Raw genomic sequence first — 20,196 nt, 5'->3', positions numbered from 1 at the left:
GGCACAATCGAGCAGGGAAAGGGAGAGGATGCATGGAGGCAACACGCAAGCAACCGAATGTGATCGTATTCTTCACCGATCAGCAGCGCTGGGACACGACGGGGGTTCACGGCAATCCGCTCGGGCTGACGCCGAACTTCGACCGGATGGCGCAGATGGGGACGCATCTGGAGCACGCCTTCACCTGTCAGCCGGTCTGCGGGCCGGCCCGCTCCTGCCTGCAGACCGGTCTGTACGCCACGGAGACCGGCTGCTTCACCAACGGCATTCCGCTGCGCCGGGACCTGCCGACGCTGGCCGGCTACTATAATGAAGCCGGATATGAGACCGGTTACATCGGCAAGTGGCACCTGGCCTGCACGCGCACCGAGCCGGTGCCGGAGGAGCTGCGCGGCGGGTACAAGCACTGGCTCGCCGCCGACGCGCTGGAGCATACGTCCGACGCCTATGAGACGAGGCTGTACAATGAAGCGAACGAGGCGGTGCAACTGCCGGGCTACCGCGTCGACGCCTTGACCGATGCGGCGATCCGCTTCATCGACGGGCAGCAGGACAATCCGTTCTTCCTGTTTCTGTCGTTCCTGGAGCCGCATCATCAGAATCACCGCGACGATTACCCGGCGCCGGACGTCTACCGCGACACCTACACGTCGCGTTGGACGCCGCCCGACCTGGCGGCGCTGGGCGGCACCGCCCCGCAGCATCTGGGCGGCTACTACGGCATGGTGAAGCGGCTCGACGAGGCGCTCGGCCGCGTGCTCGACGCGCTGCGCAGCCTGCAGCTCGATCAGGACACGATCATCTTGTTCACCTCCGACCACGCCTCGCACTTCAAGACGCGCAACGGCGAGTACAAGCGCTCCTGCCACGAGAGCTCGATCCGCGTGCCGACCGCGCTGTACGGGCCGGGCTTCACCGGGCGCGGCCGCGTCAGCGAGCTGGTCAGCCTCGTCGACCTCGTGCCGACGCTGCTGGACGCCTCCGGCATCGAGGTGCCGGACCACATGCAGGGCCGCTCGATGCTGCCGCTCTTGCGCGGGGGGGATGCGGATTGGCCGCAGGAGGTATTCGTGCAGATCAGCGAATCCCAGGTCGGGCGGGCGATCCGCACGAAGCGCTGGAAGTACAGCGTCAGCGCCCCGGATGCCGATCCGGTGCGGGATGCGTCTGCGCCGCGCTACGTGGAGGAATTCCTGTACGACCTGTATGCCGACCCGTACGAGCTGACCAATCTGGCGGGCTACGCCTCGCATCGCGAGGTGGCGGACGTGCTGCGCGAGACGCTGATCCGGCGCATGACCGAGGCTGGCGAGGCCGCGCCGGCCATCGAGTCGGCTCCGCCTGTGGCGGCGGGCCAGCGCAAGGTGCCCCCGCACGAAGTGCGGGGGTAGGGGAGGGCTGGAGCATTCCGGAAGAGATCGGGGCCACCTGCAGCATTGCGCTTCCTCGATCCCGATGGCATTCATCGCTTCTTGGCCCCGTTTGGCATGAATCAGATGGATAAAGATTTAGCGTATACTAGTTCTGGCTGATTCATTAGAGGTGGGAAAGGTTTCCCACGCGCTTGCCCAGAAGCAAGTTAACAGAGATCAGGATACGCCGCCCTGCTATGATTCAGCCACCTGAAGGATTCCCGAGAGGGAATCCTTTTTGCTGTGGCGGCCCCCCATCCCGCCACAGCTTGACACGCTCCTTCATGTAGGCCGAGGGCAGGGAGCCGGTCACTTCCTTGAATACCTTGTTGAAATACGACTGCTCGCAAAAGCCGAGAAACTCCGATACCTCGCCGACGTTCATCTGCGAATTGCTGAGCAGGTCGCAGGCGGCGGCGATGCGAATCTGCCGAATGTAGGCGGTGACGGTCTGGCCCGTCGCCTGGCGGAACATCCGGCTGATGTGATTGGGCGTGCGGTCGGCGAGCCGCGCCAGCTCCGCCATCGGGATCGCCCGCCGGTAGTTGGCCGCGATATGGCTCTGCAGCTGCGAGACAAGGCGGTACGCCTTGTCCGGCTGCTGCGCCTGCGGATCGGTCTCCTCGCAGACGATCGCCAGCATCTCCAGCAGGATCGCATGGCACAGCGCCTTCGCATAGGGCGGCTTGCGCAGCCAGTGCTGGGCGAGCAGGGAGAAGCGCTGCTTCATGTAGTCGGCTTGCAGCAGACGGCTGTACCGAGGCGCATCGCCGGGGGCGAGCAGGGGCAGCGTCTCACCATCCCCCGCGTACGTATAATGCGCCACATACATCTCATGCGCCGCAGTTGACGGCGGCGCCGCGCGCATGACCCCGACGGGCACATGCAGCAGGTCGCCCTTCTCCAGGCGGTAATCGCGCCCGCCCGCGCAATACAGCATCGTTCCTTTGGTCACGAGCAGCAGGATCGCATTGGGCGCCCGTCCCTCGGGGACGTGCCAGCCCGGCTCGCACTGTTCATAATAGATGGCCACCGGCTCGATCATTCCGCGCACCTCCATTTTTCTCCGACGATATTTTCTGACGATAGATTTTCTCTAATGATAGAATCCTTCAAAAACTAATAGTGAGGCTCATTGAGCCATACTCCGCTATTCTCTAAGATTAGTATAGAATACGACGGAGGGAGATGCATCTACAATATGTCATCTATATTCCAATTACGAAAGGCCAGGGTCGGGGTCGTCCATATCGGCCACGCGCCGTACTGGCCGCAATTCCCCGGTCTCAAGGAGGAGCTGCAGGGCTATGGCCGCATCTTCGAGGATATGCTCGGCGAGCAGGAGGTCGAGCTCGTCTCCGGCGGCTTCGTGGACAGCGTCGAAAGCGCATTCGCGGCGGCCGCGCGGCTGAAGGGCGAGGATCTCGACCTGCTCTTCTGCTTCCTCACGACCTACGTCACGTCGTCGTCGGCTGCCACGGTCATCCTGAATGCGGGCGGGGTGCCCGCCGTGCTGGTCGCGCTACAGCCGCTGGATAAGCTGGACTACAGCCGCACCACGACCTATATGCAGCTCGCCAACGACAACATCTGCGCCCTGCCGGAGATCGGCGGCGTGCTGCGGCGCGCCGGCCGGCCGGCGGCGGGGATGATCGTCGGCACGCTGCGCGGCGATGAGCGCGCGACCGCACAGATCGCCGCCTGGTGCCGTGTCGCCCGCGCGACTGCGGCCTTCAAGCGCGCCACGATCGGCTACCTCGGGCACACGTACGAGGGCATGTACGACATGAATTCCGACCCGACGGCGTTCACGGCGACCTTCGGCAGCCATGTGCGGATGCTGGAGATGGACGATCTGGCCCAGCGCGTCCATGCCGCCTCCGAGCAGGAGATCCAGGCCAAGCTGGAGCAGATTCACAGCGTCTTCACCATCGCCGATCCATTCATCGACCCGGTGACACGCCCGGTTGCGCCGGAGCATCTGGCATGGGCGGCCAAGGTCGCGGTCGGGCTCGACCGGCTGGTCGCCGATTACGGGCTGACCGGGCTCGCGTACTATTACAAGGGACTGGACGGCAATGCATTCGAGCGCATCGGGGCGAATATGGTGCTCGGCAACTCGCTGCTGACCGGCAAGGGCGTGCCGCTGTCCGGCGAGGCCGACCTGAAGACCTGTGCGGCGATGCTGATCATGGACCGGCTCGGCGCGGGCGGCTCGTTCGCCGAGCTGCACCCGTGCGACTTCGCCGACAACGTCGTGCTGGTCGGTCATGACGGCCCGCACAACATCCAGATCAGCGAGGGCCGGCCGATCATCCGCGGGCTGGAGCTGTTCCACGGCAAGGCCGGCTCCGGGCTCGGCGTCGAATTCAGCATCAAGACGGGGCCGGTGACGCTGCTGAGCCTGTCGCAGAACGAGCACGGCCGCTACCGCATGGTCGTCACGGAGGGCGAATCGGTGGCGGGAGCGATCCCGCAGACCGGCAATACGAACACGCGCTGCAGCTTCGGTCGTCCGGTGGCCGAGTTCGTCGAGCAATGGTGCGCAGCAGGACCGACGCATCACTTCGCGCTCGGCACAGGGCATGTCGCGGCGCAGATCGCCAGTGTGGCTAATATTATGGGAATCGAGGTGTGTCACGTATGAATAGGAACGGGGAAGTCGACGTCACCAGGCCGGGCAGCCGGGCCGGACGCGACCGGGCGGCAGATCGGCGGCTGCGGCGGGTGACGCTGGAGATGAGCCTCAAGCCGTTCCGCAGCCTGACGGACGAGGCGATCGAGGCGGTATGCGAGGAGGCGTTCCGCCAGTGGGCGCCTTTGCTGGACATGGCGGATACGGCATCCGTGCTGCTGTGGACGGCCGACGGCAGCGAGATTCTCGTCTGGGACGGCGAGCTCGGCCGCGAGCTGGAGTGGGGTCGCTACATCGGCTTCGCCAACGAGTGGACCTTCGACCATATCACGGATGGCAAGCGCGACCGCAAGACGGCGATCCTGTACACGCCGGAGCCGGCGCGCTTCACGTATCGCGACCTGCAGCGCGTGATCGCCGCGCTCAAGCGGGTCGGCCGCGCGCGTTGCGGCATCCCGGTGGAGGTCGGCGCGACATTCGACGCGGGCCCGGAATTCGCCTATTCCGACTTCAAGTACAAGGACCACCCCGAGATCAACCGGGCCGAGCTCGGCGGCCGCCCGATCGGCCTGCGGGCCAGCTACACCGTCGTCTGCCCGTGGGCGACGCTGCATGCGGACGATGTCCGCTACGCTGCCTATCCGGACGGCATTCCCGAGGGGACGCCGTTCGGGGAGTTCCTCGGCGGCCAGTGCGCGAGCTTCCTGCCTGCGCTCGGCTTCGACTATATCTGGTTCTCCAACGGCTTCGGGCTGTCGTACTTCCCCTGGACGTATCTGGGGGCTAACTATGACGGCACGAACATGCCGCTGGCCGATCGCGCGGAGCTCTCGGGCAAGGTGCTCGGCTTCTGGGATGCCTTCCACGCCGCCTGTCCGGACACGCGCATCGAGGTGCGCGGCACGAACTACGGCACCGGCATGGACCTGGCCAAGGACTGCATCCCGATACGCGAGCTGTACGAGCGGGGCTACCTGGCCTATCCGCCGCCCAATTCGCCGTGGGGCGCGCTCAATCACGACTTCGGCCTGGAGCTGACCGGCTATCTGTCGCGCATCGCAGCGCTGCCGGGCGAGACGTATCCGTTCCGCTATTATCCGAACGACCCGTGGTTCTGGCAGAATCCGTGGACCGATCTGTATGACCGCCAGCCGCATGATATCTACCTGCCGCTAAGCGTGGCGCGGCTGGATGCGGAAGGGCAACCCCAGGCGCCGGGCATCGTCGAGCTGCTCACGATCGACACAGAGTACGGCGAGCTGCCCGAGGATACGGCGCTGGAGGTGTCGGCGCATGTGCGGCGGGCGCTGCGCGATTTTCCCGATGCGCCGGGGCTGATGACCTGGGTCTATCCGTTCGACGAACTGCATGATGCAGCGGCCGCTACGCCGCCGCAGACCGGGTCGATCTTCTTCCACGACTGGTTCATGCGCCATGCGATCAACGAAGGCTTGCCGGTATCCGGCTGTATCAGCTCGGTGCACGCCGCTCGCTTGCTGGAGGCGGGGATCATAGCCGGGCGAGACGCAGGCACGAGGGATTCGGAAGGCGCGGAAGGTATGGGGGGCGCCGCGCTCGCGGAGACGATCCTCGTCGTCGCCACCAGCTGGCTGCGCGGCGACGACGCGCAGCGGATCGCCGACTGGGTGGCCTGCGGCGGACGTGTACTGCTGTACGGTCCGGTGCGGGATGCGGCGCTGGCCGAGCTGCTCAATGTGCGGCAGGTCGAGCCGCTGAGCGGCGAGGGCGAGCTGACGATCGACGCGCAGACCGACGAGATCGCGGGGGGATCGTCGCGCGAGATGCGCATCGACCATCGCCCGCTCGTCTCCGACGGCGGACTGGGCGAGCTGTGTGCCGATGCGGCTGATCCGCATACCCGCATCCGGGCGCGCGTCGCGGTGCAAGGGCAGGAGCGGCTGTTCGCGCTCAGTCGCTCGCTGCCGCAGTGGCAGGGAGGCGCCGTCTGCTGGCTGCGCGGCTCACTGCCGCTGCAGGACGGCATCGTCACGCATCTGCCGGTGCGCCAGGATGCCGCCCTCGGCGACAGCGCGGTCGTGGCGCGCTATTTGCTGCAGGACTTCGGCTACACGCTGCTGCAGACCAAGGCGGACGCCGCTTCCCCGTCGGCGATGCTGCTGGCGCCGCGCCGGGCGGGCGCGCAGCGGCTCGTCGGCTCGAGGCGCGACACGTCCGTCTCCTTCCGGATGCGCTTCCCGGAGGGGGTGCCGCTGCCGACGGGTATGACCGCGCTGGCCGGTCCGGGCGCTGCCGAGCTGGCGCTGGACGGCGCCTTCGCCAAGGAATGCCGCGTGTTCGTCGATCAGCCGGAGCCCGCGCTCGTCACTTGTCGCGAGGCGGCGCCCGATCCGACGCGTGCCAAGCGCACGCTCGGCGAGCTGCCGCAGCGCAAGCTGGTCGTGAGCGGGCTGAGGGAGGCGCGGCTCACGGTGGCGTTGCCGCCGGAGGCTGCGAGCAGCGGACGCGTAGAGGTCGCGCATGGGGAGACGGAGCTTGATGTGGCGGGCTGTATTCGTCGCGGCTTCCTGCAGCTTGCGGCCATCAGCGGGACAATCGAGATCGTCTGGTAATCGGAATACGGCGCATTAGCAGACCAGAGCGCATGCAGGACATGATTGCAAGTCATGTCCTGCATGCTTTTTTGTCGATTTACTCATTCAAAACATGACACAAAATAATTGATTATAAAGACCCGGTTTCATTCGTATAACTTTAATTAAGTAGGTCTAAAGTTTTATTTTCGGGAATAAATTAAGCTAAATTTCAAATATATGGAATGTTATTTTCTCCATTAATGGAAGCTTGTATAGGGGATGTATAGTTGATCTATTTATCCTAGCGAATAGCATTGAAATTTGGCGAGTCCGGGAAGGAGCGATGTCAAGCAGAGCGGGCCGATCGAAGCAGCAAAGGAACAGAAACAAGGTGCAAACCCGTGAACTAAAGGGCAGGATGGGGCAGGGAATTAAATCTTTTTGTGTAAGGAGTTGTTGAGAAATAATGGAATCAAAAGTTTGGAAAAGCGGACTAATCGGGCTGTTGTCGTTTTTGCTCGTGTTCGGAGGCTTCCAGTCGCTCGTGCCGACGAAAATGGTCGAGGCGGCACCGCCATCGCTGACACTGCCGGATGTGAGCTACAGGGAAAGTGCAGGGCTGGTGCCGGTTGCGCCTAATTTCGCATTAAGCGGCGAGGGGGTATTCGCAGGCGGTTTCATGGAATTTGCCCTGCAGGACGCGCGTCCCGGCGAGTCGCTCTCGCTCGCTACGGTAGGCCAAGCCGTCTACACGAAGGGCGCGGTGTCAATCGTGAACACGACGGTCGGCGAGGCGGTCTATCTGGGCACCGGCAGCGGCGCCAAGCCAATCGGCACCGTATCGCCGTTAGGCGGCGGGGATGCCGGGTATCGCATCGATTTTCTATCGTTGGATGAGATTTCAAGTCCGCAGCTGATTGTCAACGGCGACTTTGCCAGCGGCACGGCGGACTGGACGATTCACGATACCGCGGTCGAACTGGGCGCGCTTGCGTCCAAGACGCTGGGCAATCCGGTGTCGATGGTGTCGGTCGGCTCGGAATATCGCATCAGCGGTACCGATGGCAACGGGCAGCCGTATTCGTTTATCTCCGACATTAATTATTCGAGGGAAGGCGTGGATCGGACATCGACCTTCACGGGGTCCCACACTACGCAAATTTCAGATGGTGCGCTGAAAATGGAATCGAACGGGAATGTTTCCGGCTCCAACAATGTGCAGCCTTACGGCAGCGCCTTCGGCCCGGAAGCGATCAGTCCGGTATTTACCGCCGGAGCGGGTGCCGCGCTTGCCTTCGATTGGAAAGCGGTTGGGGGAAGCGATAATTATGAAGTCTACGGCTTCCTGGTCGACGCAGGCGGTCAGCATACTGAGCTCATGTACGGTCGCGGCGATGTGCGCAGCGATTTCCTCACGGCATACGGTACAGTACCGTCGGATGGCAGCTACCAATTCCGCTTTGTAGCGGGCTCCTACGACGAGACCGGCGGCTTGGCGCTGGGGGCGGCGCTCTATGTGGACAATGTCCGCGTGTATGAGGACGTGCCGACCGACGCTGTGCTGGAGCAACTCGCCGCGCTGGTACGTTATGCTAACGTCGAGAGCTTCGACAACTTGACTGCGCCGGAGCGCTCGCGCACGGTGGCGGTCACGGTGCAAAATATCAACGGTCCTTCGGAACAGGACAGCCAGAGCTACGACATCGAACTGCTCGGTCGACTCAAGCTGATCGATGTAGCCGTCGATATGGCAAGCCCCGATCAAGCGCTGCTGACGTTCAATGCGTCTGTGGCAGGCGCGGGCTTGACGGTCGGTGAGCCGATTCCGGGCATGCTGATCGGAGGCCTGCCGGTGGTCGTGAATGCCGTGAACGGCGACCAGGTCAGCGTCACGCTGGGCGGCCCGCTCCAGCCCGGAGACGAGATTGCCTATACGGCAGACGGCGAAGTCGCCGAAGCGGGCGACCCAGCGAACACGCTGGGCGACATTGACGGCAATTCGCAGCCGACCTTCACAGTAACGGAGGACCCGCTGCAACTGGTCGAGGTCGAAGTGGAAGGCTCGACCCCGGACGAAGTGACTCTGGTCTTCAACCGCCCGATTGACGGCGACAGCCTGGATCTGTCCGGATTCGCCATCAATGGACTGACGCCGCTGGGCGCCCCGATCAATCCGCTGTCGGTGGACGGCAATCGCGTCGTGCTCAAGCTGGATCAGCCGTTGGGCGCGGGTGAGCTGGATGTGCGTTATGACAGCGGCGACGGTCAGGTCGGCTCGGCGTTCAATCCGGCTACGAATCTGCTGGGCGATATCGGCGCGGGCGATCAAGCCGGCATCGGCAAGAGCAATACGATCGAACCGCTCGAACTGATCAAGGTGTCGACTGATCCGACGGACGATGCGCAGCTCAAGCTGACGTTCAACAAGTCGCTGGCTGCTGGCGGTCTGACGCCGGGCGAGGCGCTGGACGGCTTCACGGTGGGTGGCAAGCCGGTAACGCTGGTCGGCGTCAATGAAGCAGGAGACGAGCTGATCGTCCGTCTGGACGAGCCGTACCAAGCCGGCGATCAACTGGCCTATGATGCGGACGCCGGCGATGCGACGGATGCGGCGAATCCGAACAATAAGCTGGGCCCGATCACGGCGACGGACATCCCGATGGTCAGCGGCAAGCTGACGGGCTTCGGACTCAGTCAGGGCGGCGAGGCGCTGCCGCTGGAGCCAGGTTTCGAACCCAATACGAACGACGGCTACGAGACGGCTGTGCCGAACGGCGTAACGGATGTAGCGATTGCCCCGACGCCTTATAACTCGGACGATACGGTCACCGAGGTGCTGCTGAACGGGGTGGCGGTTGATCCTGCGGACGGCGGCTGGGACAATGTCGGCGAGCTGCAGGAAGGTCCGAATGCGATTACGGTCAACGTATACGACAAGGATGATCCTGCGATCGTACTCGACAGCTACACTGTAACCGTATGGCGCGCTACGGGCAGGTTGGTCGACCTGGAGCCGTCCGAAGGCACGCTGAGCCCGGCATTCGACGCCGATACGATGGAATATACGGTCTATGTGGGTGAGGACGACAGCAAAATGACATTCACGCCGACCGCGCTGGACCCGGAGGCGACGATTACGATCAGTGTCAACGGTGACGTCGAGACGACGGTCGACGATGCGTCCGCCAGTCGGGAATTGCCGCTGCGCGAGGGCCGCAATACGGTTGTCGTGACAGTGACAGATCGCTTCGGCGAGATTGTCGAGACCTACACCGTCGCAGTCTTCCGTGACAGCCCGTATGTGGCGCCAGTCGGTCCGCGCACGGAGACCATTACCGTGGATGTCGTGATCGGGGGCGATGATGCGGCAGATATTGCGAAGGTCGACATTACCCGCACGACGCACCCCGGCGGACGGATTACCGATGAAGTGACATTCACGCCTGAGAAGGCGCAGGAGACGGTAGACAAGGCGGTCGATACCGGTCGGGACCTGGCGCGGATCGTCATTCCGGATCCGGCTGACAAGGTCGACGAGACGACGGTCGACGTGCCGAAGGCGGCTTTTGACATTCTGATCGAGCAACAGGTCGATCTGGAGATTTATAATGACAATGCTGTTATTCACATTCCGTACACGTCGTTGATTGGATTGGAAGAGGACTTCTACTTCCGCCTTGTACCGGTGAAGGATCCGCAGGAGCGCTCGGAGGCAGAGGAGCGTGCTCGTACGGAGCAGATCGTTCGCGATCTGGCACAGGATGAGCAAGTGGAGGTCGTGACGCGACCGATGACGATCGAGACGAACCTCAGCAGTCGCGCTGTCGTATTAACGTTGCCGCTGAAGGACGTCGAGCTGCCGGCGGATGCGGCGGAGCGCGAGGCGTATCTGGCGGAGCTGGCGGTGTTCATCGAACATTCCGACGGCGAACTGGAGATCGTGCGCGGCAAGGTCGTAACGATGGCGGACGGCGAGCTGGGCTTGCAATTCGACATCAACAAGTTCAGCACGTTCACAATCATTCATCTGGCCGTCGAGGCGGACGGTGTGCATGAGCCTTATATCAACGGCTACCCGGACGACAGCTTCCGTCCTGGCGGTCATGCAACGCGCGCCGAGATGGCGGCTATGCTGACGCGGTTGGGAGCGGCTGAGCGCGGAGCGGCGATCAGCTATCCGGATGTCGCAGTCTCGCATTGGGCGTCACTTGATATTGCCGCCGTCACTGAGGCCGATCTGATGAGTGGCTATCCGGACGGCAGCTTCCGTTCGGAAGGGGCAATCACGCGTGCCGAGATGGCAGCGATTGTCTACAATTATTTAGCGCTTCGCGAAGGCGGGGACGCTGGACGATTCTCGGATGTGCCGGACGCCCATTGGGCGAGCGGCATCATCGCGGCGGTCGAGGAGAGCGGCCTGATGAGTGGCTATCCGGACGGCAGCTTCCAGCCGGGTCGCGCGCTGACGCGTGCCGAAGCTGTCACGATCCTCAATCGGATGTTCGGACGCGGCCCGCTGCACGGCGTCGACACCTCGAGCTGGCAGGATGTGTCCACGACCCATTGGGCCTTCGCCGATATCGAGGAAGCCTCGCGCGATCATGCGTATCTGCTCCGTACTGAGGGCGGAGAGACGCTAGTGGCCGAATAATTCAAGGTTGGAGTAGCTAAGGGTGTCTTCCGTGCCGCATCATGCGGCGCGGAAGACGCCCTTTTTTGAAATTATAGAACGTATATGTTTTCGCCTATCCTTTTCTAAATTTCTCGGAACGAAACGGGTTGCGCCGTAAAAGGCGGCTTGCCCGTTTCACCTTGTCTAGTACGTGCCCGTCTTGCCCGGTACGAAGCGCGCCGCGCTGTCGAAGCGAGGTCGGATCAGGGGGCGTGACCGGGGCCGCGGGGCTGCTTGCGGGATATGGTACACTGGAGGCTGGGACCAGTCGAAGGGAGAGATCGGATAGATGACGAATATGGAAATGACGCCACGCGCCTATGAGGGCGATTATCAAGGGGAGAAAGCCGTCTGGCTGCAGGCCGGGGGTTACGAGGCGGTGCTGCTGCCGGAGATTGGCGCCAATCTGATCGCGCTGCGCGATCTTGCGCATGGCGCGCAGTTGCTGCGCGAGCCGGGCGCGGGCGAGATGACGGCCTTCAGGGAGAAGCCGTTTGTGCACGGCATCCCTGTGCTTTTTCCGCCCAATCGGTTCGAGAACGGCAAGTTCCCGTGGAACAAGGCGACGTACAGCTTCCCGGTGAATGAGGAGGCGACGGGCAATCATCTGCACGGCTTCCTGTACGATCAGGCATGGACGGTGGAGGGGTATGGCACGACGCCGCAGGAGAGCTACGTGACCGTGAACCTCCGCGTCGATGAGGCGCACCCGGTCTACCGCCACTGGCCGCACCGCTTCACGATGCGGCTGCGATATGCGCTAAGCGCCGACGGATTGGCGCAGCAGGTGTTCATTCGCAACGAGGGCGAGGCGCCGATGCCGTGCCTGTTCGCCTTTCACACGACTATCAACGCGCCCTTCGCCTCAGGCAGCACGGCCCGCGACTGCCGCGTCAAGCTGACGATCGGCGAGCGCTGGGCGCTGAATGAGCGGATGCTGCCGACCGGCATCAAGCAGCCGCTGACGGCCGAGGAGCAGGCGCTGCAGGGAGAGGGCGTCTATCCGTTCTTCGCGGCGATGGACAATCATTACACGGCCCGCCCGCAGAATGGCCGCAATCGCATGGAGCTGACCGATACCCGGGTCGGCCGCACGCTCGTCTACGATGTCGGCACGTCGTACAAGCAGTGGATGATCTGGAACAACTTCGCGACTGAGGGCTTCTTCTGCCCGGAGCCTCAGGTCAGCCTCGTCAATGCGCCGCATGTCGATCTGCCGGCCGAGGAGATCGGGTTGTTCAGCCTGGCGCAAGGCGAGATCTGGGAGGAATCGGCGCGTCTGTATATGAAGTGAGCGGCGGAAGCGAGTGAAGGGAGTAAGAGGGAGCGTCAAGTCGAAAAGAAGCCCATGCGGGAGCGGCCTGGACGAAAGGCACCCGTATGGAAGGAAGCAAGGAGGCTGACATGCAGCGATTAAGAGACACGCTCAGACGCATACATGGCAAAGGCTACAAGGCGTACAAGGACATCGCCGGCACGTACCGCGGCGACGGATGGCTGCTGCACATCGACCATGTGCAGGGCGACCCGTTCGCGGCGCCGTCGCGCGTGCGCCTCGAGCTGACCGGCGCAGGGGCGGGCGTGGAGGCGGCGTGGCTGTCGACGCCGGAGCGGCGCGTGGCGGCGAGCGACTACGCCGCGCGCTGCGTGGCCGATGCGCTGCGCGGCGGCGTTCGCCGTACCGGCGGGCACGGCCGCAGCGGCGAGGTGACGATCGATCGTCCGGGCCAGGAGGCGCTGGAGCGGACGGCGGTCGTGATCGCGACGGATCGCATCGACGTGCGGCTCGCGGTCGGGCTGCCGGCCGCCGGGCGCTCGGTGCTCGGCTCGGCTGCCGCTCGGCTGCTATGCGACGAGCTGCCGGCCGCCGTCGCGGGCGCGCTGCGGGGGCTCGATCGGCGGCGCATGACGGAGCGGCTGCAGCTCGCGGACCAGCAAGCGGCGATCCGCGCCTGGCTGCGGGAGCAGGACTGCGTCGCCTTCGTCGCCGACGGCGCGGTGCTGCCGCGCGAGAGCGGCGCGGGCAATCGGCCGCTGCGCGGCGCGGAGGTCGTGCCGTTCCGTGCGCCGGACGAGCTGGCGGTCCGGATCGAGCTGCCGCACCGGCAGGATCCGCTGCGCGGCATGGCGATCCGGCGCGGCGTGACCTTGATCGTCGGCGGTGGCTATCATGGCAAGAGCACGCTGTTGCAGGCAATCGAGCGCGGCGTGTACAATCATGTGCCCGGCGACGGACGCGAGTATGTCATCACCGACGAGACGGCGGTCAAGATCCGCGCCGAGGACGGGCGGCGCGTGGAGTGTGTCGACATCTCGCCGTTCATCGGCCAGCTGCCGCTGGGCAAGGACACGCGCCGCTTCCGCTCCGAAGACGCGAGCGGAAGCACCTCGCAGGCCGCGGGCATCGTCGAGGCGCTCGAGGTCGGCGCGCGCACGCTGCTGATCGACGAGGACACGAGCGCGACCAACTTCATGATCCGCGACGCCCGCATGCAGGCGCTCGTCGCCAAGGACAAGGAGCCGATCACGCCGTTCGTGGACAAGGTGCGTCAGCTCTACGCCGATCAAGGCGTCTCCACGATCCTCGTGCTCGGCGGCTCGGGCGACTACTTCGGGGTCGCGGACACGGTCCTGATGCTGGACGCCTACCGGGCGCGCGATGTGACGCTTGAAGCGCGGCGCATCGCGGAGACGATGGACAGCGGCCGCGCCGCAGAGGGCGGCGACCGCTTCGCGGCGCCGACGCCGCGTGCGATCGATCCGGCGAGCTTCGACGCCTCGCGCGGGAGGCGGGAGAAGGTGGATGCGCGCGGGCGGGCGAGCGTGCGCTACGGCGAGGCGGAGATCGACCTGTCGCTCGTGGCGCAGCTCGTCGATCCGAGCCAGACGCGGGCGATCGCGGAGATGATGCGCTATGCGGCGCAGCGGCTGGCAGACGGCCGCCGCACGCTGGCCGGGCTGTGCGAGCTGTTGGAGGCGCAGGTGGCGGCGCACGGGCTGGACGCGATATCGCCGCACTACGGCAAGCATCCCGGCGACCTCGCGCGGCCGCGCCGCTATGAGCTGGCTGCGGCGATCAACCGGCTGCGGACCTTGCGCGTGCAGGAGTGAAGCGGGCGGGTGGGCTAGCGCTCCCACGCACGCAAGTTGCGCGCGCGGGTTGCAGGAGGCGCTCGATCCGCTAAGTGAGCGCCCGCTGCAGGGCAAGGGCTTGCCTCGCAGACGTCGCACGGCAAGTCGAGTGAACAGCCACGAAGAAAGGTGAAGTCGAACTGTAAAAATACAGTTCGTGTGCTGCGATATCGCTGGCTGCCGTGTCCGAACTGCAAATGTGCAGTTTAAAACCGACAATCGGCTGTTTTTACGGGTACTGGGTCGATTTAAACTGCACTTTTACATTTCAAGAGGCCAGTTGGCGCCGTTATCGTCAAAACAACTGCACTTTTACAGTTGGTGTCTGGTGTGATCGCCACATCGAGGCCTCTGCAGCCAGAGCAGCGCGGGCCCCGCCGAGTGAGCGCGTCAGCCAGAGCAGCGCGGGCCTCGCCGAGTGAGCGCGTCAGCTAGTCCAGAGCCGGATCTGCTGAATTGCCCAAGTCAGCCAGGCTGGTGCTGGTGCCCCCCGGGTCGCGTGTCAGCTGGACTAGGGATCGATTACTTCAGGCGCGAACGGCACGAAGCCGGCCATGGCGCGTCCCTGGCAGTGGATCGGCCGATCGCTGGCGGCGAGCACGAGGTTGACGATATCGCCCCTGCCGGCGGCCGGCAGCACATAGGCTTGCGCGTGCGCAAACTGTGCGGCCATCGCGGCGTAGGCGGCTGCAGCCGGGCGATCGCGCCGGCCGCGTCCGGCCAGATTGGCGATCAGCAGGCCGCCCTCGGCCAGCTTGGCCCGGGCCAGACGCATGAAGTCGCGCGACAGCAGATGAGCCGGCGTCCCGCGGGCGTCGAAGGCATCCAGCAGCACGCCGTCCAGCGACTGTTCAGGTTCATTGGCGAGTAGCTCGCGGCCGTCGCCGATCCGCACATTGTCCTGATCGTAGCCGAACCATTCGCGGCTTACCTCCAGGACGCGCGGGTCCAGCTCGGCTGTTGTGACGCGCGTCTCGGGCAGCTGCGCAGCAATTGTTCCGATGCCGTGTCCGATCATGAAGACCCGTTCGGAGGGCTGCCGATTGTGGGTCAGCAGATGCAGCATTGCGCGTGTGTATTCGAATACGACGCGCTGCGGATCGTCCAGATCGAGCGCGCCCTGCACCGCAGTCTTGGAGAATTGAAGGACTCGGAATCGGCCGCGCTCGCCGTACAGTTCCTCCGTGTCGTACACGACCAGCTCATCCGCGCCTTCTCCCAGCTTCATGCGCAGCTCCATTCGTCGAGCCTCCTTCCCGGTGGCGTTTAGCCAGTTGTGTTGGGGCAAGTATATTGGGGCAAGTATAGCACGCTCCGGGAGGGATTGACAAAACACCTCGAATGATATATCTTAAATTTAAGATTTTTAAATAAAAGATGGTTGGAGGGGATGGCATGGGCAAGGAATCTGGAACAACAGGCCCCGTTGCGGATACGATCGCAGCCGCTCCGACGGAGCAGGATGCGGCGCTCAAGCTGCTGGTGGTACTGTCCAAGGCCTACAAGACCGTGATGGACAAGGCGGTGAAGGATATGAAGCAGCGCGGGCTGTCCCCGTCCGAATTTACAATATTGGAGCTGTTGTATAACAAGGGGCGGGTGCCGTTGCAGCAGATCGGGCAGAAGATCCTGGTTACCAGCGGCAGCGTGACCTACAACATTGACAAGCTGGAAGGCAAAAGCCTGATTCGCCGCGTGCCTTCTCCGGACGATCGCAGGGTCGTGTTTGCAGAGCTAACGGACCAGGGTCTGGCTCTGCTGCGCCGGATCTTCCCCGAGCATGCCGCTGCGGTGCAGGCCATCATGGCCGGTCTCGGATATGAGGAGCAACTGCAGGCGACGAAGCTGCTGAAGCAGCTCGGCAAGACGGCGGAGCAGCCATAGCCTGGATGTGCCGGTAGAAGAGGCTTCCTGATATTCCGATAGAAATTTCCTGATGTTTAAGCAGAATTTGCTCCGATTGCGCGCTTTGCCTGATTGGGCCGATCCAAAAACACGACGCGGCATTCATGCTGCAGAGCTGAAGGCTGCTTTTGCCGAGTTAATATCTTAATGTAAAGATAGATGGTGCGACTGAACAACGCCAATTGGCTGCAAAATAATTCGGGATGTAAAAAATAAACGGTATAAAGGAGTGCAGGAACATGTCCGCAATTAATCCAGCGACACTGAAAACGACGGGGATTCATCATATTACGGCCTTCGCGCGGGACCCGCAGGCCAATGTCGATTTTTACGCCGGGGTGCTCGGCCTGCGGCTGGTGAAACAGACGATCAACTTCGACGCGCCGGAGGTGTACCATCTGTACTTCGGCGACGAGGTCGGCAGCCCGGGTACGATCCTGACGCTGTTCCCCTGGCCGCATGCAAGGGGCGGCGTCGTCGGCGGGGGGCAGGTCGCCGCGACCGTATTCGCCGTGCCGACAGGCGCGCTTGGGTACTGGGAGAAGCGGCTGGCCGAGCACGGCGTGTCGGTCACGAGAGGACAGCGCTTCGGGGCCAATAATCTGAATCTGGCCGACGTCGACGGGCTGCGGCTGCAGCTGACCGAGCGCGAGGCGAACGCCGTAAGCGTCTGGACCGGCGGAGGCGTGCCGGCAGCATATGCGATCCGCGGCTTCGACGGCGCGGTGCTGTATAGCCTGGACGCGCCGCGTACGATGGAGACAATGGAGACGCTGCTCGGCATGACGCGGATCGGCGAGGACGCGGGATACGCCCGCTTCGCGGCGCCGGGCGAGCTGGGCGGCCGCGTCGATGTGCTGCTGACCAGCCGCGAGCCCGGGCGCGGCGGGGCCGGCACGGTGCATCACATCGCCTGGCGGGCTGTGGACGACGAGCAGCATGCCGCCTGGCGCAGACAGGTGGCGGACCAGGGCTACCGGCCGACGCCGATCGTCGATCGGCAGTACTTCCAGGCGCTCTACTTCCGCGAGCATGGCGGGATCCTGTTCGAGATCGCGACCGATCCGCCGGGCTTCGCCCGCGACGAGCCGGTGGAGACGCTGGGCGAGCAGCTGATGCTGCCGGAATGGTTCGAGTCGCAGCGCGCCGAGATCGCAGCAGAGCTGCCGCCGATCCGGCTGCCTTACGGGAGAGGGGAGGAGCAAGCATGACGATGAAGCATCTATACGAAGCAGGGGACGATCCGCAGGCGCCGATCCTGGTGGCGCTGCACGGGACAGGCGGCACGGAGCGGGATCTGATCCCGCTTGCCCGCCGTCTCTCGAGCGGCTCGGCGATTCTCTCGCCGCGGGGCAACGTGCTGGAGCGGGGCATGCCGCGCTTCTTCCGTCGGCTCGCGGAGGGTGTATTCGACGAGGAGGACCTGGTGCTGCGCACGCGCGAGCTGCATGCTTTCCTGAATGAGGCGGCGGCGCAGTACGGCTTGGACCGCTCGCGCATGGTCGCCGTCGGATACTCCAACGGGGCCAACATCGCGGCCAGTCTGCTGATGCACGACCGGGCTGCGTTGCGCGGCGCGATCCTGCATCATCCGATGGTGCCGCTGCGCGGCCTCGCGCTGCCCGACCTGAGCGGCATCCCGGTATTCATCGGGGCCGGCACCAATGATCCGATCGCCTCGCGTGCGGAGACCGAGGAACTGGCCGGGCTGCTTCGCGGCGCCGGTGCCGAAGTCACCGTGCATTGGGAGGACGCCGGTCATCAATTGACGACCAGCGAGGCGGAGGCCGCCGCAGCGTGGCTCGCGGAACGGAGCGGCGGACTGATGTAGTCCGCATGCACCTGCAATGAGAGCAGGGTAGTACGTGGAGAGTCGTGGAGAGTAATAATGGGGGACGGAGTGAGGCGAGATTCAAGTATCCAAGCCAAGGGGGTGTGTTCGATGTATGGATTGGCCGCATGCATCCAGGCCACATGCGGTGTCCGGCCGTTAAGGGAGCGGCTTGCGACTTACTCGCCGCGCTCTTTTTTGCCTCTGGCGATCTCCAGCTCGATGGCGTCCAGCGCAGGCTCCCAGAAGGCGCGGAAGCGGCTCAGCCAGGCGTCCACCTCTTGTAATGGAGCGGCGTCCACCGTGTAGATGCGCCGGGGCCCGTCGACTCGCACGCGGGCAAAGCCGTTCTCCCGCAGCACCCGCAAGTGCTGCGAGACGGCAGCCTGGGTAATGCCGAACTCCCCTCGAATGACGTCTACGAGCGCGCCTGAGCGTTGTTCGCCGGTACCGAGCAATTCCAGGATGCGGCGCCGGACCGGATCGCCGAGCACATCGAATGCGTGCATCGCCTAGTCCTCCTGCCGCTCCCCGGCAGCACCGCCGGTGTAGAAGGCGGTCGTGCGTGCGGCGGCCGCTTCGGCCTGTTCAGCGGGCTCGCCCGCAGCAGCCGCGGCCTGTCCCCACTGCTGGCAAGCGCCGACGATGAAGGCCATGCCCGCTTCCGACATCAGCATGGCTTGTCCTTCGGAAGGCTCGAACGCCGTGTCCGCCAGATAGGCTCCCAGACCGAGCAGGCTCAGGTCCCAGCCTACCCCGGTCGCGCCAGGACCAAATTGCGCCCAGTGCGCATTGATTGGACAGATGTGAGACAGCGCAATCCGGCAGCGTGCCTCGCCTTCGGGCGCGATTCGCACCTCGATCCAGCTCACGTCGCCGGCGAACTCCCACGTGGCAGCGAAATACTGCGTCGGTTCGCATGTCGTAACCGTGCCGGCTGCATTGCCCTCGATCTGAAAGCGTCCGCCCAGCTTGAGTTCGCCGGTCACCGGCGCGAAAAACCGCTTTAATCGTTCGGGGTTCGTCACCACGTCCCACAGATCGTTTGCCGTCGTGGCGTAGGTTCGCTCCAGCGTAACGCGGCGCACCGGCTTCCCTTCTCTTTGCTGCTCCTCCGATACGGTGCGCGTCACGGCGCCCAGACTTTTTTCGAAATCAATGGACATTCCAGTCGCTCCCTTATATAAGATTCAGTTTATATAAGTAATAACTTATATAAAGATGGGCAAGTTGTCAATATACAAAAGCAAACCAAGTGTCAATTTATAAAATGGGCAAGTTGTCCGTATATAAAACTGGTCAGCAAATATAAAAATCAATAAAAAGTCAAAGAAAGTCAAAGTCAAAGATTGAGGGCGATAAGGTTAATGAAATCGCTGATTTTGGCCAATTTCGGGTAAATATCGCGCTTTATGAGGTTTGAGCAGCTGAGCAGAAGCGCCGTATAATAAAGCCAACGAACGATGTGATCGACGCAGGATGGCGGTCGGATCGTTTCCGAAATCTCAATTCTACTTAATATTAGGAGGAATGACGTATGTTTAATCTGGTCACTTATCGCAAGCGGAACGACGTGCCACTCGGGGACATGCTCAGCTCCTTTACCCCTATATTCGAGCGTCCCTTCGGCGCGCTGACGACGGGCCGCACGCGCTCGCTGTCCACGGATATTCGCGAGACCGAAGGCGCATATTTCATTGAAGCCGAGCTGCCGGGTTTTGCGAAGGAAGACATTAAGGTAACCTACGAGGACGGCTATCTGACGATCCGGGCCGAGCGTAAGGTCAGCGAGGAAGCGAAGGACGATCAGGATCGCGTGCTGCGCTCGGAGCGCTACCACGGCCAGTATATGCGCCGCTTTTATGCGGACAACATTGACGAGGATCGCATTGCCGCCAAGCTGGAGAACGGCGTACTGAAGCTTGAGGTACCGAAGGTGGCCGAGGCGGTCAAGCAGGCGCGGCAGATTGACATCCAGTAAAGGTTGCTTGGACTGCGCGAAGCCGCCTGATGCTCAAGCTGCGCGCGAAGCCGAACTGGCGCGGATCCAGCGC

General features: G+C 63.5%; 14 protein-coding genes. 10 read left to right on the top strand and 4 right to left on the bottom strand.

What is annotated here, in order from left to right:
• The first annotated feature begins 32 nt into the window (after positions 1 to 32).
• Complete coding sequence (locus tag IDH44_RS06520; RefSeq protein ID WP_190915876.1) at positions 33 to 1,391, top strand: sulfatase-like hydrolase/transferase; 1,359 nt, start codon at positions 33 to 35, stop codon at positions 1,389 to 1,391.
• A gap of 223 nt (positions 1,392 to 1,614) precedes the next feature.
• On the opposite strand, the gene IDH44_RS06515 is transcribed toward IDH44_RS06520, so the two are convergent.
• Positions 1,615 to 2,457, bottom strand: coding sequence for a helix-turn-helix domain-containing protein (locus IDH44_RS06515; protein WP_190915874.1), 843 nt, complete (start codon positions 2,455 to 2,457; stop codon positions 1,615 to 1,617).
• A 156-nt stretch (positions 2,458 to 2,613) separates the two neighbouring features.
• Here IDH44_RS06515 and IDH44_RS06510 point away from each other — a divergent pair, with 156 nt between their 5' ends.
• The 5 genes from IDH44_RS06510 (at position 2,614) to IDH44_RS06490 (ending at position 14,385) form a co-directional block, all read left to right on the top strand.
• Positions 2,614 to 4,059, top strand: coding sequence for an L-fucose/L-arabinose isomerase family protein (locus tag IDH44_RS06510; protein WP_190915872.1), 1,446 nt, complete (start codon positions 2,614 to 2,616; stop codon positions 4,057 to 4,059).
• Positions 4,056 to 6,638, top strand: a complete 2,583-nt coding sequence (locus IDH44_RS06505; RefSeq protein ID WP_190915870.1) for a hypothetical protein — start codon at positions 4,056 to 4,058, stop codon at positions 6,636 to 6,638. Before IDH44_RS06510 ends, IDH44_RS06505 begins: the two co-directional genes overlap by 4 nt.
• Before the next feature lie 430 nt (positions 6,639 to 7,068).
• Positions 7,069 to 11,253 (top strand): S-layer homology domain-containing protein, encoded by a 4,185-nt coding sequence (locus IDH44_RS06500; protein ID WP_190915867.1) that lies wholly within the window; start codon positions 7,069 to 7,071, stop codon positions 11,251 to 11,253.
• Positions 11,254 to 11,578: 325 nt separating this feature from the next.
• Positions 11,579 to 12,568 (top strand): aldose 1-epimerase, encoded by a 990-nt coding sequence (locus tag IDH44_RS06495; protein WP_190915972.1) that lies wholly within the window; start codon positions 11,579 to 11,581, stop codon positions 12,566 to 12,568.
• 110 nt (positions 12,569 to 12,678) lie between these two features.
• Positions 12,679 to 14,385 (top strand): ABC-ATPase domain-containing protein, encoded by a 1,707-nt coding sequence (locus IDH44_RS06490; protein ID WP_190915865.1) that lies wholly within the window; start codon positions 12,679 to 12,681, stop codon positions 14,383 to 14,385.
• 532 nt (positions 14,386 to 14,917) lie between these two features.
• On the opposite strand, the gene IDH44_RS06485 is transcribed toward IDH44_RS06490, so the two are convergent.
• Positions 14,918 to 15,646 (bottom strand): spermidine synthase, encoded by a 729-nt coding sequence (locus IDH44_RS06485; RefSeq protein ID WP_190915864.1) that lies wholly within the window; start codon positions 15,644 to 15,646, stop codon positions 14,918 to 14,920.
• A gap of 155 nt (positions 15,647 to 15,801) precedes the next feature.
• Between IDH44_RS06485 and IDH44_RS06480 the strand changes: the two genes are divergently transcribed.
• The 3 genes from IDH44_RS06480 to IDH44_RS06470 all read left to right on the top strand — a co-directional run bounded on the left by IDH44_RS06480 (position 15,802) and on the right by IDH44_RS06470 (position 18,142).
• A complete protein-coding gene (locus tag IDH44_RS06480) occupies positions 15,802 to 16,290 on the top strand; it encodes a MarR family winged helix-turn-helix transcriptional regulator (RefSeq protein ID WP_190915862.1) in 489 nt (162 codons plus the stop codon).
• Between the two features lie 260 nt (positions 16,291 to 16,550).
• On the top strand, positions 16,551 to 17,522 hold the full coding sequence (locus tag IDH44_RS06475; RefSeq protein WP_190915860.1) for a ring-cleaving dioxygenase: 972 nt from the start codon (positions 16,551 to 16,553) through the stop codon (positions 17,520 to 17,522).
• A 2-nt stretch (positions 17,523 to 17,524) separates the two neighbouring features.
• Positions 17,525 to 18,142: an alpha/beta hydrolase gene (locus IDH44_RS06470; RefSeq protein ID WP_190915970.1), complete on the top strand. Its 618-nt coding sequence runs from the start codon at positions 17,525 to 17,527 to the stop codon at positions 18,140 to 18,142.
• Between the two features lie 179 nt (positions 18,143 to 18,321).
• Here the strand turns inward: IDH44_RS06470 and IDH44_RS06465 are convergent, their stop codons facing one another.
• Positions 18,322 to 18,651, bottom strand: a complete 330-nt coding sequence (locus IDH44_RS06465) for an ArsR/SmtB family transcription factor (RefSeq protein ID WP_190915858.1) — start codon at positions 18,649 to 18,651, stop codon at positions 18,322 to 18,324.
• Positions 18,652 to 18,654: 3 nt separating this feature from the next.
• Positions 18,655 to 19,308, bottom strand: coding sequence for an SRPBCC family protein (locus IDH44_RS06460; RefSeq protein ID WP_190915856.1), 654 nt, complete (start codon positions 19,306 to 19,308; stop codon positions 18,655 to 18,657).
• A 371-nt stretch (positions 19,309 to 19,679) separates the two neighbouring features.
• On the opposite strand from IDH44_RS06460, the gene IDH44_RS06455 reads away from it, so the two are divergent.
• Complete coding sequence (locus tag IDH44_RS06455) at positions 19,680 to 20,123, top strand: Hsp20/alpha crystallin family protein (RefSeq protein ID WP_190915854.1); 444 nt, start codon at positions 19,680 to 19,682, stop codon at positions 20,121 to 20,123.
• Positions 20,124 to 20,196: the final 73 nt, after the last annotated feature.

This window comes from Paenibacillus sabuli (assembly GCF_014705605.1).
Lineage (GTDB): Bacteria > Bacillota > Bacilli > Paenibacillales > Paenibacillaceae > Paenibacillus_D > Paenibacillus_D sabuli.
Note: the sequence above shows the minus strand (reverse complement) of the source record. Positions and strands in the feature narration are given on the sequence as shown.